Raw genomic sequence first — 13,838 nt, forward strand, 5'->3', positions numbered from 1 at the left:
TAAGCTTACAGATGGGCAAGATGCTTCCAATTCGCTGGTACGGCGGTAAATACTCACACTTAGATTTCATTCTACCACAGCTCCCTCAAACACACCAGTACATCGAACCATTTGGTGGAAGTGCCGCGGTTCTGTTGAATCGTGACCCCAGTCCTGTGGAAACATATAACGACATTGATGGAGATGTTGTCAATTTCTTTAAAGTTCTGCGAGAGAATCGGGACGAACTGCTGGAGAAAATCTCACTTACACCATTTTCCAGAGAAGAACTCGCTGAAGCGGTCGAAAAAAAGCAAAACGATGATTTGAGCGAGCTTGAACGGGCTCGCCTGTTTTTTGTCCGAGCGGGACAAACACGAAGTGGTCTTGCACAAGAAGCGACCCCCGGACGATGGGCATACTGTAAGTCCACATCACGACGAAACATGTCGGGGGCGGTTAGCCGATACCATGGCCGTCTTGAACAATTGTACGACGTAGCAGACCGTTTACGACGTGTTCAAATAGAGAACAAGGACGCAGTTGAAGTAATTGAACGGCATGAGGATGAAGACGCTTTGTTCTACTGTGACCCTCCTTACCCTCATGAAGTACGTGGCGATACAAACAGCTATGGTCACGAGATGACAGACGAAGACCATCGTGAACTCGCTGAGACTCTTCGGAATTGTGAAGGTAAAGTCGCGGTCTCAGGGTACTGTTGTGACCTCTACGAAGAAATTTTTGAGGATTACGGGTGGAACCGAGTAGACGCGGAGTCGAAAACGATGCACACGACCAAGGATGAGCGACAGGAATCGCTCTGGTTGAATTACGAACCGCCAAATCGAAATGTTGAACCCGGCGTGGATGTCGATGAAATTGATAATCAGCAACAAACTCTTGTGGATGCTACTGACGAGTAACTCATAACCCCACTAGGATTTTTCCTATACATTCGGTTTTTCGCTTATATAGCTTTTTACCTGACTCTTAGACTCTTTTCTCGGTGTCTACATTGGCGGAAAGCGTTGACAATAGCGAAGCCAAGGAACTTCTAAACCAGGAATGGAATCGCGTTTTGAACAACGACCAAAACACATACGTTGAAGATGGTTTCGTACGGCAGAAAATCGGCGAGGTTCTAAACGCTTCCCAACTCACATATAAGTATATTCTCACGACGAATATACTTGCAAAGGCTGTTAATCCTCGAATTCATTACCGAGCAATGCAGGCACAGTGGGACCATCCCGGTGCATACAACGCTCGTTCACTCGGACATGACGTACTCGTAGAATGGGAGAAAGACCATGGTGAGCGCCTTGGTGGTTCAAATGAACCGTTTCTGAATAAACCTGCTCGGTACCCCAATTTCTCGATGGAGAATCCCCATCGGTCCGAGAAGGCACATAGTCGTCTCTACGAGCTTCTGGAACAACTCCAAGAGAAGACTGAATCCGGCGAAATTGAACCGGTAGATATTCTTCGCCAGACCTTATCCGAAATAGAGGAACTAGAATCTCAAACCGTTGATTTTGTTTCACCATCGGATGTCCCGTACCAGTCTCTCCGAAATCAGGTAGAGAAATATATTCGTAAATCTGGAGGTGGAGAGCGTCTTGCGTCAATCACAGCAGGCGTGATGAAAGCGTACTATTCTCATACAGATGGGGAAGATTGGACTATTGAGGCAGAACATCCAAATGTTCCAGACGAATTCAGTAATGCGGCCGGTGACGTAGAAATAAAGCGTGGGGGTGACGTTGTACGGGCGATAGAGGTTAAAGACAAACATAGCGAGCGAAGTGATATTCAACATGCAATTACGAAAGCCCGTGAAAATGAACTCGGAGAGTACCTCTACGTCGTCGGTAGCGGTTGGCGGAATAAAACCGAAAAAGAGAGAGCCCAAGAAGAGATTGAAAACGCTCCTATCGAATTAATTCTCATCTATCCGGATGAGTTACTCAACCTTCTGAAATTCATTACGGATGCTGGACGAAAGCAATTCGTGGAAGCTGTCGGTGAGTATCTAAACAAGATGCGCGCGAGCGAGGAAAACAAACAAAACTGGAAGGAGTTAGTGACTGAGTTAGGAGATAGCTAGCATTTTTGCTATACATAGCAATTTTGCGTTATAAAGTAAAAATAGCAAAGATGGGTACATCATCCCGTGTCGTTAATCGGCGAGACGAAAATGGAAATCCTACGTCGGCTTGCAGAAGCACCTAGCTACGGTTATCAACTCCACAAAGATGTTGGTGTATCAACACCAACCATCTACCGTCATCTTAATGACTTAGAAGACGCAGGAATGGTCAAATCAACGCCAATAGAAGATGATAGCCGAGACAAGACGGAGTATCACATCACTGACGAAGGCCAACAGCTATTAGAACTATTAGGAGACTAACTCTTTTCTGATTTATCGGCGTTCTACTAAGCGAAAACACGTCGCTCTACTTCTCGCCCTCTAGTTCGGTCGCGTCGAGTTCGCCAGCCAGATACGCACGACCTTTCTCGGAGATGGCGTAGTAGCCTTCTTTGTCACGTACCTTCTCTACAAGTCCGTTCTGCTGTAGCTTCTTCAACCGTCGCAGAATTGTCGAGTAGGACACATCAATTCCTTCTCGCTCAAGGTTAATTTCTAATCCCGTCGGCGGAAGGGCTACATCGTGTTCGTGGAGATATTCCAAGATAGAATCGTCGTTTCCGGTCATCCACGAAACACGCGGGCGCATCTTATACTCGGCATTACCAAACAGAGTTTTAGTTACTCTGATACTCAGCATTTTGAGGGCATATGCAGCTATTTTGAAAGCATATACTGCCAACATTTATTACCTTGCTACGGTATATCCGTGGTTAGGAAGCAACTCGCGGACCTACAGCTACTGAATCCGGTCGCGGAAGGAAGCGGACCGATGGTAGGGACATCGGGTCCGCGAAACGCTTCCACCATCACAGCAGAAGCATGTACGCAATCAGAGCGCGGGGACTTGAATCTCCCGCACGGTTAGCGGCGCGTATCGCATTCAGAACCAACCCGTTCGCTGGAGGTGCCGAAGCGTGACGGCCGAGGCTCTGCCGTCGCTGGTGGACCTGCACGGGTTCCAACGGGACGTACTGTTCGCCGTTCGCGCGCTGGAACGCGGCGGCGACCCGCCGAGGGGCCTTCGGGTGAAACGCCGGTTGGAAGCGACGTATTACGAGGAGGTGCATCACGGCCGTCTGTACCAGAACCTCGACACGCTCGCCGACCAAAACCTCATCTCGAAGGGCGCGAAGGATGGCCGCGCGAACGAGTACGCGACGACCGACGCGGCGCGCACTATCCTCGACGCGCACGTCCGGGCGCGCGCCGAGCAAGCGGGCGTCGAACTCGCCAACAACGAACCCGACGCCTTCCCGAGCGACGAGACCGAGACCGAGACGCGAAGCCGCGGTGAACAGACGGAACTGGGCGACACCCCGGCAACGGAGGGCGAAGCGTAGTGACCGCCCGCGACGAGTTCGGGCCGGACCTCGACACCGCAATCCCGGAAACGTTCGACGTGTGCCCGGACTGTGGCACGCCGACGGTGAAATTGGGGAGTCACGACTGTCCGGCCGACGAGTCCTTGCAGGACCCGACGCGGGAGGAACGCGACCGGCGTATCGAGAACGACCCCTACTCGGACGACGAGACCGTGCTGGTGCGTGACCGGCCGCGGCCGTGGGCCTACGCCTATCACGAACGCGGTGACGACCGCCAAACGTTGTGTCCCGCCCACCAGAACTCCGAGTTCTACGAATGCCCGCGCTCGAAGGCGAAAGAACGCGGGTTCTCGCCGTGCCAGTTCTGCCGCCGCATCCGCGACGCCAACAGCGACGACGCCGACCGCGACCGGGACGGAAAGAGTTCCGACCGGGACGACGACGCCGAGAGTTCTGACCGAGAGCGCAACGACCGGGACGACGATGCCGACCGTGAGCGCGGGGTGGTTGCGTGTGAGTAGCGCGCGCCCGGCGCTTGCGGACGGCCGGTGTCCGGAATGCGGCCGCTCTATCACCGCGCTCTCGGCGACCGGCCCGGACGCCCATACCGCCGACCCCTGCGGTTGCACCGTCTAACAACCAACCAGACTCTCGAAACCAATGAGCGACAACATCGAAGACACGACTGACAGTACCGCCAACAAAGCACTCGACGCGACCATCGCGCCCGCCGCGACGAAAGCGGACAAGCAAGACATCGTGTACTACCTCGAACGCTTGTTCGTCGGGGCGTACCCACCCGGCACCACGCTCCAGTACTACGACTACGAACTCACCCACACCACGGAGGGCGTGTGGAGCGTTCAACACCGCGACGACGCCAACCCTATCGACGTGCTGAATCCCGACGCCTTCCGGAGCGCCACCGAACTACAGGCGTACCTCGACGCGCTCGCCGACTACGCGCCCGACGACCGCGACGACTGGTACGCCCACCGTGCGGGAGGTGACGGACAGTGAGCGCCGACGAGTTCGACCAGCCAATCGACGCGCTCGACCAGCAAGCACTCGCCCGCGAAGTCCGCCAACTCCGCGAGGAAGTCGAACAACTCCGCGCGAAGGTTGACGGGCAAGAAACAGAACTCGAACAACTTCGCGGCGACCTGCAACGCGAACGCCGTGAACGGAAGGACGCCGAGGAAGAACTCAGAAAAGAACGCACCCAACAGATTGCGAACGCGAAACTCTCCATCCACGACGACATCGAAGACCTCCACGACACGGTGGTCTCGGAGCAACAGACGCGAAGCCGTGCGGACGCCCGACTCAAGCATCGCGTGAACGAGGTTGCTGAAGCGGCCGACGTGGAAGTCACCGACGCCGACCTCATCGAGAAAGACCGTCTCGTCCGCCTCGTCCGGAACGGCCCGGAAGACGTGACGGACCGTATCTATCCGGTTCACGAACGCGCCCAAGCTCTACTTGAACACGCCGAGGATTGGGGGCGGGTCGTCTCGGACGCCAACGGCTACCGCGTCGTCTACACCGCCCCCGACGCACGACCGTTCTTGAACGCGTACTTCGGCCGGACGTTCAAGTCGAGCGAAATCAAGCGCATCTTCGAGAAAATCCGGGACCTCGCCGAAACCTCGCCCCGCACCGTCCGCAGGGACAAAACGCGGAAGGGTGAACACGTTCTGACGGTCGAAATCACCGCAGAGGACGGCATCCTCGCCGCCGACGGCTAGCCACGCTCCCCGACTCATAGGTGGTGTTAGCACAACCACCGCGGGCGGGGTGTCAGCGACACCCCGCCGTCCCTCGAAACACCGCTCTCACGACAACCACACTTGCACACACGGTCTAGCGGACTTGTACAAGCCGGTATGGGTAGTCGTGGATGTAGTTGGAAGTGTGGTCGTCGGTGGTCGTCTAGCGGACAGACGCGGACCTGATTCTGCTAACACCACCTGTTCGGCCGACGGCGGGGCCGAGTAGCGGTCGAGAAACGACCGAGATGTTGGCCGGATAGCGTCCCGTCGGTCGCTTCCGGCCGAGTAGCCGTCGAGGAACGACCGAAACGTTACAGACGTACCCGAGTAGGGTTGAAGCTCGCTGATAGCGGCCCCGCCGACTTTCTTCACGTTGGTTACAGACGTACCCGAGTAGGGTTGAAGCTGGACGCGCACGGTCCTCGACGCGCACCTTCGAGCAAGTGAACGTCGAACTTCTCACCAACTCGGACACCTTCCCGAGCGACGAAACCACCGGGGAGTGAATCGGAGTTGCTTCTGGCGACGAGTTCGAACCTCGGGTATATCGACCGAGACCCCGACTTGGACGGCAAGAGTCCGAGCATGCGTCGTCTCAGCCAACCCGACTAACCAACACATCGTTATCCGAGAACCGGTGTGTTGGTTAGCGGCCGGACTCCCCGAGTGTCTTGCTTCGACGCCGACCGGGACGCCCGTCGGTTTCGGTCGGAATACGGCCGGAACCGTCGTTAACCAACACGTCGCTATCCGGGAGTCGGGTTGTTGGTTAGCGACTCGAACGCCCGAGCATCTTTAGACGGCGTACGGGCGGAACCGCGGCGACCGAATACGGACGAACGAGGAACAGCCAGCGTTGGGGAGCGACCGACGTGTCGTCGTTCCCGGCCGCGAAGAGGGGTGGGTGACGGTCGTAGCGTGTGCTACCCACCGGTCGCTCTGGAGGCTAGTTCTCGCCCGCGGTTGTTCGCCCGTTTAAGTACTGGTATGGTGGTCTGAAAGTGTGGTTTTCTGGCGGTAGCGGCGCTATAAGTTGCGTACTGCTTCCAGTAGTTTTAAGTTACATCCGTGTCTACGGATAGACAGGAAAGCCGAGGCTCACCGAGCGTTCTCTACTTCTGTGGAGAACGGTCACGGGTGCGCCAACACCCGCGAACCACGGCTTTCCGTTGGACGGTGAAAGCCAATGTACGCTACGAACGCAGTTTGTGAAAAGCGTAACGTTCGCCAACTAGTTGCGGCCTGTTCGGAGGGGGTGTAACGATGGGGTGTCGCAAGTGTGGGTGTCGGACGCCGAAGCGTGTCTGTCGGGAGTGCGAGCGGATGGAGCGCGCCGAGGAAGCCGCGCGGAACGGTTCGCCGTGGGCGGTGTGTAAGGCTGAGTGCCCGGAGTGTGGCGGCCCGACCAGTGGCGAAGGCGTTGTCTGTGCGGGGTGTCGCTAGATGGCGTCTCGGACCGGCACGGACGCCGACGGCGACGTGGACGGCGCGGACGGTGAGGTGGTGCGCGTCGAGGCAACGGTCGAACAGGTGTTGAACGGCGTACGGGTCGGACTCGACGGTGCGAGCGGTGTCTGTGCCTACTGCGGCCGCGAGCTACACGACGGCGACTGTGTGACGGTGTACGCCTACCGGAAGGCCGGACACGATACGTGGAACTGTCCGAGAGTCTACTGCCGCGACTGTCGCAGTGGTGATGGTGTTTCCACGCCCACCCTCGGTACGACCGAGGTGACGGCGACCGCCTTCCTCGGCGTCATGCAGGTCGCCGCCCAAACCACACGGTTAGCGTTGACCAACGTCGAACTCGAAAGCTACAGTCGGCCGAGCGACGGAAGCGAGGGTGGGTAATTCCCAGAGCGTTTTTGGATTATAGCGGTCGCGTAGGCGGGTGAGGCGTTGAATTAGTTGCTCGGGTTTTCGAGGACTTCGCGGAGGGGAAGGCGTTCGATGTCTCGAATCTCGCCTTCGGACGCTATTGACCGGAATTTGTCTTCGTGGCGTCGTTCAGAACTGGCCGTAGAGTTCAGTCGGGTTATCCCACTTCACTGCGTCGTCGTTCACGTAGACACCGTTGCTGTCTTTTAATGCTGAATGGAGGCGGGCGGATTCTGACGCCGGTATCGCCAGTTCGAACCGTTTCATCGCTATCTTGGGGTCGTCGCTCCCGGTCCGGGCGTTGGCTTGGTTGTCGTGTTTGGTGACGCCTCGAAATTTGATTTCGTCTACGTCCTCTTTGTCGTATGCTGTCGGGACGTTTTCGTAGATAATCGCGTACGTCTGTTTCCGTAGGTATACAGCACGACAGTCTGCGATTGGCCCGCCAATTTTCCGTTCACCCTTCATCGGGTTGTCTTCGATAGCCTCGCACTGGGTGATGATTTCTTCCCCCAGTGACGAATCAGACTGTTGCCATCTTCGAATATCGTTTAGGAATCCCTGATAGCGTGTGATTTTCCAACTCATGTCTTGGATAGTGGTTACTTCGCTAGTGCTTCCCGAAGGTCGGCGTCACTCTCGGCACGACAACCGTCGCGTTCCGCGACGCGCTCGCGTTCGCTCTGCGGGATAACGACTTCATCACGGTAGTACTCGAAGTCCATCGATTCTGCCTCGTCCGTGTTTTGATAGAGCCACGTTTGTTTGCTGAACTTCGCGAGGTCCTCGGTGGACATCGTGTTCGTCTCGTTGTGGATGTGTTCGATAATTTCTTTCTTGCCGGGGGATAACTCGCCGCCGTCCTCGTGGTGTGAGTATTCGTACGTCGGACCGTCCGGTTTGACGACGGTCTCGTACTCGACTTCCTCGTCGTTGCGCATCTCTTCGAGCGCGTCGGCGATGTCGTCCGAGAAGCTTCCGTAGTGGTGTGCTTTGAACGTTGCGTCGGTGAGACGCCGCCCGTAGGTTTGCAGACACCAGATTTCGCCGTAGTATACGAGCTTCTGTAGCCGGTAGTTGTAGGCGAAATCTAAGTGGTTCAGGAACTCTTTGATGATTTCTTTTAGTTCCCGTGTGTCCGTTCGTTCGACGGACTCTGAATCGGGCATAGTGTTATCCTCGTACCATATCCACAACGGCCAACCCTTATTAATCTTATTAATGTTCAACACGTCGAACAAATCATAAGACGCGGAAAAACGTGTAAAAACACGTCTCGAACAACTCAAACAACACCTACCAAATCTATAGTTATGCCAACCCAACATCGAACAGATAGACAAAATCAGTAGCCACAGTCACCCAAGCAACGGAAGCAAAGGGTAGAGAACGGAAGCAGATTTTTTCGGGGGAGTACTGGTAGTGGTGGTTGGTGTTTTACAGGTCGTCTTGGGTGAAGATTAGCTTCGCGCTGTTCTGGTTGAGCCAGTTGGATTTTTCTTGATAGTTGGGGATTTGGTCGGCAACTTGTTGCCAGAAGGCTTCGCCGTGGTGTTGTTCGGTGAGATGTGCGAGTTCGTGAACGACGATGTAATCAACTACGTCAGGTGGTGCCATGATGAGTCGCCAGTTCAGACTGAGTGTGCCGCCTGTCGAACAACTTCCCCATCGGGTTCGTTGGTTACGGAGTTCAATGTCGGTTCTTCCATTCTCCTTGGTCATGTTTCAATCCCGGTGTGGGTTTTCTGGGTTCTGCGACATTACGGACATGGCGACAAGCGGCCCGCACGCCGAGTTTCAATCCCGGTGTGGGTTTTCTGGGTACTGCGACCTGTTTCACGTTCTGGAAGTCTGACTGGGCCAGTGTTTCAATCCCGGTGTGGGTTTTCTGGGTACTGCGACGCTCCGACTCCCCTCGCGGCCGACCAAAACGTGACCGTTTCAATCCCGGTGTGGGTTTTCTGGGTACTGCGACCACGGACATCTAAATTAGTTGTGAACAGGCCGGTAAGCGTTTCAATCCCGGTGTGGGTTTTCTGGGTACTGCGACAAACTTCAATGAACCCTGCAAGCTCCCTTTCAAGGTTTCAATCCCGGTGTGGGTTTTCTGGGTACTGCGACGAGTCCACAGGACGCTGTGGTCGTGGCGGACGTCGTTGTTTCAATCCCGGTGTGGGTTTTCTGGGTACTGCGACCGGGGGTGAAAATCCGGCGAACGACCCAATAAAGCTTGCTCTTGCGCTCGTTGAACCGGCGTCGTTCGTGGACCCCTGCTGTACAGAGACTTTAAAAAGGTCCACGAAGATAACCGAGAATTGTTCTGCGACCGCGCTCGCGCGTCATGGCTTCGACCGAACTCGTCCTACTTGTCTTCTAGTTCGCTCGCGTCGAGGTCGCCAGCGAGGAACTGCTCACCTTCTTTGGAGAGTTCGTATTTGCCTCGTTCGACCCGATTAACGAGACCATGGTTCGTTAATTCTTGTAGGCGTCGAGAGACTCCTTCTCGGCTTGAACCAAGATTATAAGCGATAATTGAGGGTGATAGGACGAGACCTGCCGACTGGAGCAGTTCTAAAACTCGCTCGTCCATCGGTGTCATCCAGTCAGCCCGATAGCGCATCGCTGAATCTACTCGCCTCCAGTTTCTAAGTCGCTCGCGTCCAACTCGCCAGCCAGATACTCACGGCCTTTCGCTGTAATCTGATAGAGAGACCCGTGAGGTTGTGCGACAAGACCGACTTCGCGTAATCCTTTGAGCGCCCGTGTGACAGTTGCTTGAGACGGGGGACGTTCCAACTTCTGCTGTAGGTTATAGAAGATACCTGTCGCAGAGAGGGCTAAATCGTGTTCTGCAAGAAGTCTTAGCGTAGGCCTTGTTGCGCTATTCTCCCAGTCCGGCCCTCTCGTCATTGTTGGTAAATCTCATATCTCGGTTTATTACCTCTGACGATGGAAGCAATGTACGCAATCGGAACGTGGGAACCTGACCAGCGAGTCAGTTATCATCTTACTCGTCTTCAAGGTCGCTTGCGTCCAACTCGCCAGTTAGATACGCACGGCCTTTCTCCGTAATTCGATAGTACGACCCTTTCTGCCGTACTTGTTCGACAAGGCCTATCTCTTCGAGCATAGGGAGTCGGCGCTTGATTGTCGAGTAGGAGATGTCTTCGCCTTCAAGCTCAAAGTTGACTTCGAGGGCTTTCTTATTTAGAGCGACACCGCTCTCTGCCAGAAGCTCAAGGATTCTATCGTCACTTCCGGTCATCCACGATGCTCTGCGGCGTCGCATTGACCGAGACTCGCAAGACGAGATTATTAACAGCACCGAATACGTCACTTAAAGAACAAATATCAGTCCACTATAGCCCAATATTTGGGCAAGTTTTATTGTAGTGCCATATTCAGTGAACAGTACGGAGCAAATCGCGGACCCGTCGCTCTTCGATGGGTCCACTAGAGAAAGCGGACCCCGATGCTAGGGTCATCGGGTCCGCGTGAGCCTCCGTAATCAGGCTACGGAAGCCATGTACGCAATCAGAACGCGGGGACTTGAATCTCCCGCACGGATAGCGGCGCGTATCGCATTCACAACCAACCCGTTCGCTGGAGGTGCCGGACGGTGACGGACTCGCTCCCGTCGTTGGTAGACCTGCACGGGTTCCAACGGGACGTACTGTTCGCCGTTCGCGCGCTGGAACGGGACGGCGACCCGCCGAGGGGCCTTCGGGTGAAACGCCGGTTGGAAGCGACGTATTACGAGGAAGTGCATCACGGCCGTCTGTACCAGAACCTCGACACACTCGCCGAACAGAACTTGATAGCGAAGGGCGCGAAGGACGGCCGCGCCAACGAGTACGCGACGACCGAGGCGGCGCGCACTATCCTCGACGCGCACGTTCGGGCGCGCGCCGAACAAGCGGGCGTCGAACTCGCCACCGACGCGAACGCCTTCCCGAGCGAGAACGGGACCGGGACCGAGACGCGAAGCCGTGGTGAACAGACGGAACTGGGCGATACGCCAGCAACAGGGGGCGAAGCGTAGTGACCGCCCGCGACGAGTTCGGCCCGGACCTCGACACCGCCATTCCCGAGACGTTCGACGTATGTCCGGACTGTGGGACGCCGACGGTGAAACTCGGGAGTCACGACTGTCCGACCGACGACTCCCTCCAAGACCCGACACGGGAAGAGCGCGACCGGCGTATCGAGAACGACCCCTACTCGGACGACGAGACGGTTCTCGTGCGTGACCGGCCGCGGACGTGGGCGTACGCCTACCACGAGACCGACGCGGACGAGAACACGCTCTGTCCCGCCCACCAGAACGCCGACTTCTACACGTGTACCCGCGCGAAAGCGAAAGAACGCGGGTTCGCTCCCTGCCAGTTCTGCCGCCGCATCCGCGACGCCAACAGCGACGACCGAGACCACGACCACGACGACCACGAGCGCGGCCGGGACCGAGATACGTCGAACCCGAGCGCCAACGCCGACCGCGACGGAGAGCGCGAGCGTGGGGTGGTGGCGTGTGAGTAGCACTACCGCGTGTTCGGCGCTCGCGGACGGCCACTGTCCGAAATGCGGGACGCCGATTACGGCGCTGTCGGCGGACGGCCCGGACGCCCACCATGCCGACCCCTGCGGTTGCACCGTCTAACAACCAACCAGAGACTCTCGAAACCAATGACTGACAACACCAACACCGACGACACGGACTGTACCGACACGCAAGCACTCGACACCACCATCGCGCCCACGAAAACGAAAGCCGACCGGCAAGACATCGTGTACTACCTCGAACGCCTCTTCGTCGGCGCGTACCAACCCGGCACCACGCTTCAGTACCACGACTACGAACTCACCCACACCACCGAAGGCGTCTGGACCGTTCACCACTGCGACGGCGCGAACCCCATCGACGTGCTGAACGTCACCGCCTTCCACAGCGCCACAGAGCTACAGGCGTACCTCGACGCGCTCGCCGACTACGCCCCGGAGGACCGCGACGACTGGCAGACCCACCGCGCAGGAGGTGACGGACAGTGAGCGCCGACGGGTCCGACCAGCCAATCGACGCGCTCGACCACCACGACCTCGCCCGCGAAGTCCGGAAACTCCGCCAAGAAGTCGAACAACTCCGCGCGAACTACGAAAGCCAGCAGGTCGAACTCGAACAACTGCGTGGCGACCTCCAGCGCGAGCGCCGCGAGCGCAAGGACGCCGAGGAAGAACTCAGAAAAGAACGCACCCAACAGATTGCGAACGCAAAACTCTCCATCCACGACGACATCGAAGACCTCCACGACACGGTGGTTGACGAACAACAGATGCGGAGTCGCGCCGACGCCCAACTCAAACACCGCGTCAACGAGGTTGCTGAAGCGGCCGACGTGGAAGTCACCGACGCCGACCTCATCGAGAAAGACCGTCTCGTCCGCCTCGTCCGGAACGGTCCCGAGGACGTGACCGACCGTATCTATCCCGTCCACGAACGCGCCCGCGCCCTCCTCCAGCACGCCAACGACTGGGGCCGGGTCGTCTCCGACGCCAACGGCTACCGCGTCGTCTACACCGCGCCCGAGGTCCGACCGTTTCTGAACGCCTACTTCGACCGCACGTTCAAGTCCAGCGAAATTAAGCGCGTCTTCGAGAAGATTCGCGGTCTCGCCGAAACGTCGCCGCGGACGGTCCGGAAGGATAAGACGCGGAAGGGCGAACACTTGCTCGTGGTGGAACTCACCGAAGACGGCCACATCCTCGCCGCCGACTAACCACGACAGCGAACTCATAGGTGGTGTTAGCACAGCCACCACGGGCGGGGTGTCAGCGACACCCCGCGCCCTCCCGCAATCACGCTCTCACGACAACTACACTTGCACACACGGTCTAGCGGACTTGTACAAGGCGGTATGGGTAGTCGTGAGTGTGTTTTGAAGAGTGGTCGTCGGTGGTCGTCTAGCCCGCAGTGACGAACCTGATTCTGCTAACACCACCTGTTCGGCCGACAGTGGAGTCGAGTAACGTTCGAGAAACGACCGAGATGTTGGCCCGGATAGCGTCCCGTCGGTCGCTTCCGGCCGAGTAACCGTCGAACAACAACCAAGACGGTCTCGTCCGACAGACGAAGGGGGCGACGAACAACCGAGTTCGGCGGTCGGAAGCGCCCCGTTGCTCGGAAAGTCAGTCGACCCCCTTCTCTCGCGGTCGCTAACGGCGCTCGCTCCCACCCCCGGTGACTCGGTATCGTCGTGTTCAGGCGCTCTCGACCGTGGTATCGCGGCGTAATCGACCCCCGGTCAACCCCGGACTCGGCAGGGTCGACTGAAACACCGGTCGATGAACGCCAGATACAAGGCCTCTCCCCCGCGATACACCCATGGTTACAGACGAACCCGAGTAGGGTTGAAGCCTCTTTGGTCACGTAGTCGTCGGCGTCGCCGTCGTTGCGTTACAGACGAACCCGAGTAGGGTTGAAGCGACCGAGACGCCCGAGACGCCGACGGCGAGATGACCGTTACAGACGAACCCGAGTAGGGTTGAAGCCGTTCCGGTCGCTGGAGGATGGCAGTGAGAAGGCGTGTTACAGACGAACCCGAGTAGGGTTGAAGCGCTCGAACCGACCGCGAAGACAGTCTTAACGAGCGCGGTTACAGACGAACCCGAGTAGGGTTGAAGCCAGCACTTGGGAAGTCAGTCGGGGCCGGATGTGCCCGGTTACAGACGAACCCG

General features: G+C 57.2%; 18 protein-coding genes, 1 pseudogene and 2 CRISPR repeat arrays (1 of these 21 only partly in view). Of the genes and pseudogenes, 14 read left to right on the plus strand and 5 right to left on the minus strand.

Translation table 11 applies throughout. The features are described from left to right. Positions 1 to 11: 11 nt before the first annotated feature. The 3 genes from P2T60_RS19645 (at position 12) to P2T60_RS19655 (ending at position 2,395) form a co-directional block, all read left to right on the plus strand. The gene (locus P2T60_RS19645) at positions 12 to 905 is read left to right on the plus strand and encodes a DNA adenine methylase (RefSeq protein WP_276282656.1); all 894 of its coding nucleotides are present in this window, start codon (positions 12 to 14) and stop codon (positions 903 to 905) included. An 83-nt stretch (positions 906 to 988) separates the two neighbouring features. Continuing rightward, positions 989 to 2,089 (plus strand): restriction endonuclease, SacI family, encoded by a 1,101-nt coding sequence (locus tag P2T60_RS19650; protein ID WP_276282685.1) that lies wholly within the window; start codon positions 989 to 991, stop codon positions 2,087 to 2,089. Positions 2,090 to 2,179: 90 nt separating this feature from the next. After that, a complete protein-coding gene (locus P2T60_RS19655; RefSeq protein ID WP_276282734.1) occupies positions 2,180 to 2,395 on the plus strand; it encodes a PadR family transcriptional regulator in 216 nt (71 codons plus the stop codon). 46 nt (positions 2,396 to 2,441) lie between these two features. Here P2T60_RS19655 and P2T60_RS19660 read toward each other — a convergent pair whose 3' ends face one another. After that, positions 2,442 to 2,702 carry a winged helix-turn-helix domain-containing protein gene (locus P2T60_RS19660; protein WP_276282658.1) on the minus strand — a complete coding sequence of 87 codons (261 nt, stop codon included), beginning with the start codon at positions 2,700 to 2,702 and terminating at the stop codon, positions 2,442 to 2,444. Between the two features lie 349 nt (positions 2,703 to 3,051). Here P2T60_RS19660 and P2T60_RS19665 point away from each other — a divergent pair, with 349 nt between their 5' ends. The 6 genes from P2T60_RS19665 to P2T60_RS19690 all read left to right on the plus strand — a co-directional run bounded on the left by P2T60_RS19665 (position 3,052) and on the right by P2T60_RS19690 (position 7,082). Next, a complete protein-coding gene (locus P2T60_RS19665; protein WP_276282659.1) occupies positions 3,052 to 3,477 on the plus strand; it encodes a helix-turn-helix transcriptional regulator in 426 nt (141 codons plus the stop codon). After that, the gene (locus P2T60_RS19670) at positions 3,477 to 3,980 is read left to right on the plus strand and encodes a hypothetical protein (RefSeq protein WP_276282660.1); all 504 of its coding nucleotides are present in this window, start codon (positions 3,477 to 3,479) and stop codon (positions 3,978 to 3,980) included. The genes P2T60_RS19665 and P2T60_RS19670 overlap by 1 nt, the downstream gene beginning before the upstream one ends. Beyond that, a complete protein-coding gene (locus P2T60_RS19675) occupies positions 3,973 to 4,095 on the plus strand; it encodes a hypothetical protein (RefSeq protein WP_276282661.1) in 123 nt (40 codons plus the stop codon). The genes P2T60_RS19670 and P2T60_RS19675 overlap by 8 nt, the downstream gene beginning before the upstream one ends. 24 nt (positions 4,096 to 4,119) lie before the next feature. Beyond that, the gene (locus P2T60_RS19680) at positions 4,120 to 4,479 is read left to right on the plus strand and encodes a hypothetical protein (protein ID WP_276282662.1); all 360 of its coding nucleotides are present in this window, start codon (positions 4,120 to 4,122) and stop codon (positions 4,477 to 4,479) included. Then, positions 4,476 to 5,207 (plus strand): hypothetical protein, encoded by a 732-nt coding sequence (locus P2T60_RS19685; RefSeq protein ID WP_276282663.1) that lies wholly within the window; start codon positions 4,476 to 4,478, stop codon positions 5,205 to 5,207. The genes P2T60_RS19680 and P2T60_RS19685 overlap by 4 nt, the downstream gene beginning before the upstream one ends. A 1,467-nt stretch (positions 5,208 to 6,674) precedes the next feature. Then, positions 6,675 to 7,082: a DUF8112 family protein gene (locus P2T60_RS19690; RefSeq protein ID WP_276282664.1), complete on the plus strand. Its 408-nt coding sequence runs from the start codon at positions 6,675 to 6,677 to the stop codon at positions 7,080 to 7,082. 156 nt (positions 7,083 to 7,238) lie between these two features. On the opposite strand, the gene P2T60_RS19695 is transcribed toward P2T60_RS19690, so the two are convergent. The 4 genes and pseudogenes from P2T60_RS19695 to P2T60_RS19715 form a co-directional block, all read right to left on the minus strand. Next, on the minus strand, positions 7,239 to 7,697 hold the full coding sequence (locus P2T60_RS19695; protein WP_276282686.1) for a hypothetical protein: 459 nt from the start codon (positions 7,695 to 7,697) through the stop codon (positions 7,239 to 7,241). 14 nt (positions 7,698 to 7,711) lie between these two features. Further along, positions 7,712 to 8,278, minus strand: coding sequence for a Panacea domain-containing protein (locus tag P2T60_RS19700; RefSeq protein ID WP_276282666.1), 567 nt, complete (start codon positions 8,276 to 8,278; stop codon positions 7,712 to 7,714). A gap of 268 nt (positions 8,279 to 8,546) precedes the next feature. Next, a pseudogene (locus P2T60_RS19705) lies at positions 8,547 to 8,804 on the minus strand (M48 family metallopeptidase); the annotation flags it as partial. Positions 8,805 to 8,831: 27 nt separating this feature from the next. Beyond that, positions 8,832 to 9,304: direct repeats of the CRISPR family, unit length 37 nt; unit sequence GTTTCAATCCCGGTGTGGGTTTTCTGGGTACTGCGAC. An 812-nt stretch (positions 9,305 to 10,116) separates the two neighbouring features. Then, complete coding sequence (locus P2T60_RS19715; protein ID WP_276282668.1) at positions 10,117 to 10,374, minus strand: winged-helix domain-containing protein; 258 nt, start codon at positions 10,372 to 10,374, stop codon at positions 10,117 to 10,119. Between the two features lie 354 nt (positions 10,375 to 10,728). On the opposite strand from P2T60_RS19715, the gene P2T60_RS19720 reads away from it, so the two are divergent. From P2T60_RS19720 to P2T60_RS19740, 5 genes are read left to right on the plus strand one after another with little or no spacing between them, the layout of a single operon-like run. After that, entirely contained in the window at positions 10,729 to 11,151 is a 423-nt protein-coding gene (locus P2T60_RS19720; RefSeq protein ID WP_276282669.1) for a helix-turn-helix transcriptional regulator, read from the plus strand. Further along, the gene (locus tag P2T60_RS19725) at positions 11,151 to 11,645 is read left to right on the plus strand and encodes a hypothetical protein (protein WP_276282670.1); all 495 of its coding nucleotides are present in this window, start codon (positions 11,151 to 11,153) and stop codon (positions 11,643 to 11,645) included. Before P2T60_RS19720 ends, P2T60_RS19725 begins: the two co-directional genes overlap by 1 nt. Continuing rightward, positions 11,638 to 11,766, plus strand: coding sequence for a hypothetical protein (locus tag P2T60_RS19730; protein WP_276282671.1), 129 nt, complete (start codon positions 11,638 to 11,640; stop codon positions 11,764 to 11,766). Before P2T60_RS19725 ends, P2T60_RS19730 begins: the two co-directional genes overlap by 8 nt. A 26-nt stretch (positions 11,767 to 11,792) precedes the next feature. Then, positions 11,793 to 12,155, plus strand: coding sequence for a hypothetical protein (locus P2T60_RS19735; RefSeq protein WP_276282672.1), 363 nt, complete (start codon positions 11,793 to 11,795; stop codon positions 12,153 to 12,155). Continuing rightward, on the plus strand, positions 12,152 to 12,880 hold the full coding sequence (locus P2T60_RS19740; RefSeq protein ID WP_276282673.1) for a hypothetical protein: 729 nt from the start codon (positions 12,152 to 12,154) through the stop codon (positions 12,878 to 12,880). The genes P2T60_RS19735 and P2T60_RS19740 overlap by 4 nt, the downstream gene beginning before the upstream one ends. Positions 12,881 to 13,488: 608 nt before the next feature. Continuing rightward, a CRISPR array of direct repeats spans positions 13,489 to 13,838; the repeat unit is 30 nt; unit sequence GTTACAGACGAACCCGAGTAGGGTTGAAGC (it continues 686 nt past the right edge of the window).

Origin of the sequence: Halorussus caseinilyticus (assembly GCF_029338395.1) — an archaeon.
GTDB lineage: Archaea > Halobacteriota > Halobacteria > Halobacteriales > Haladaptataceae > Halorussus > Halorussus caseinilyticus.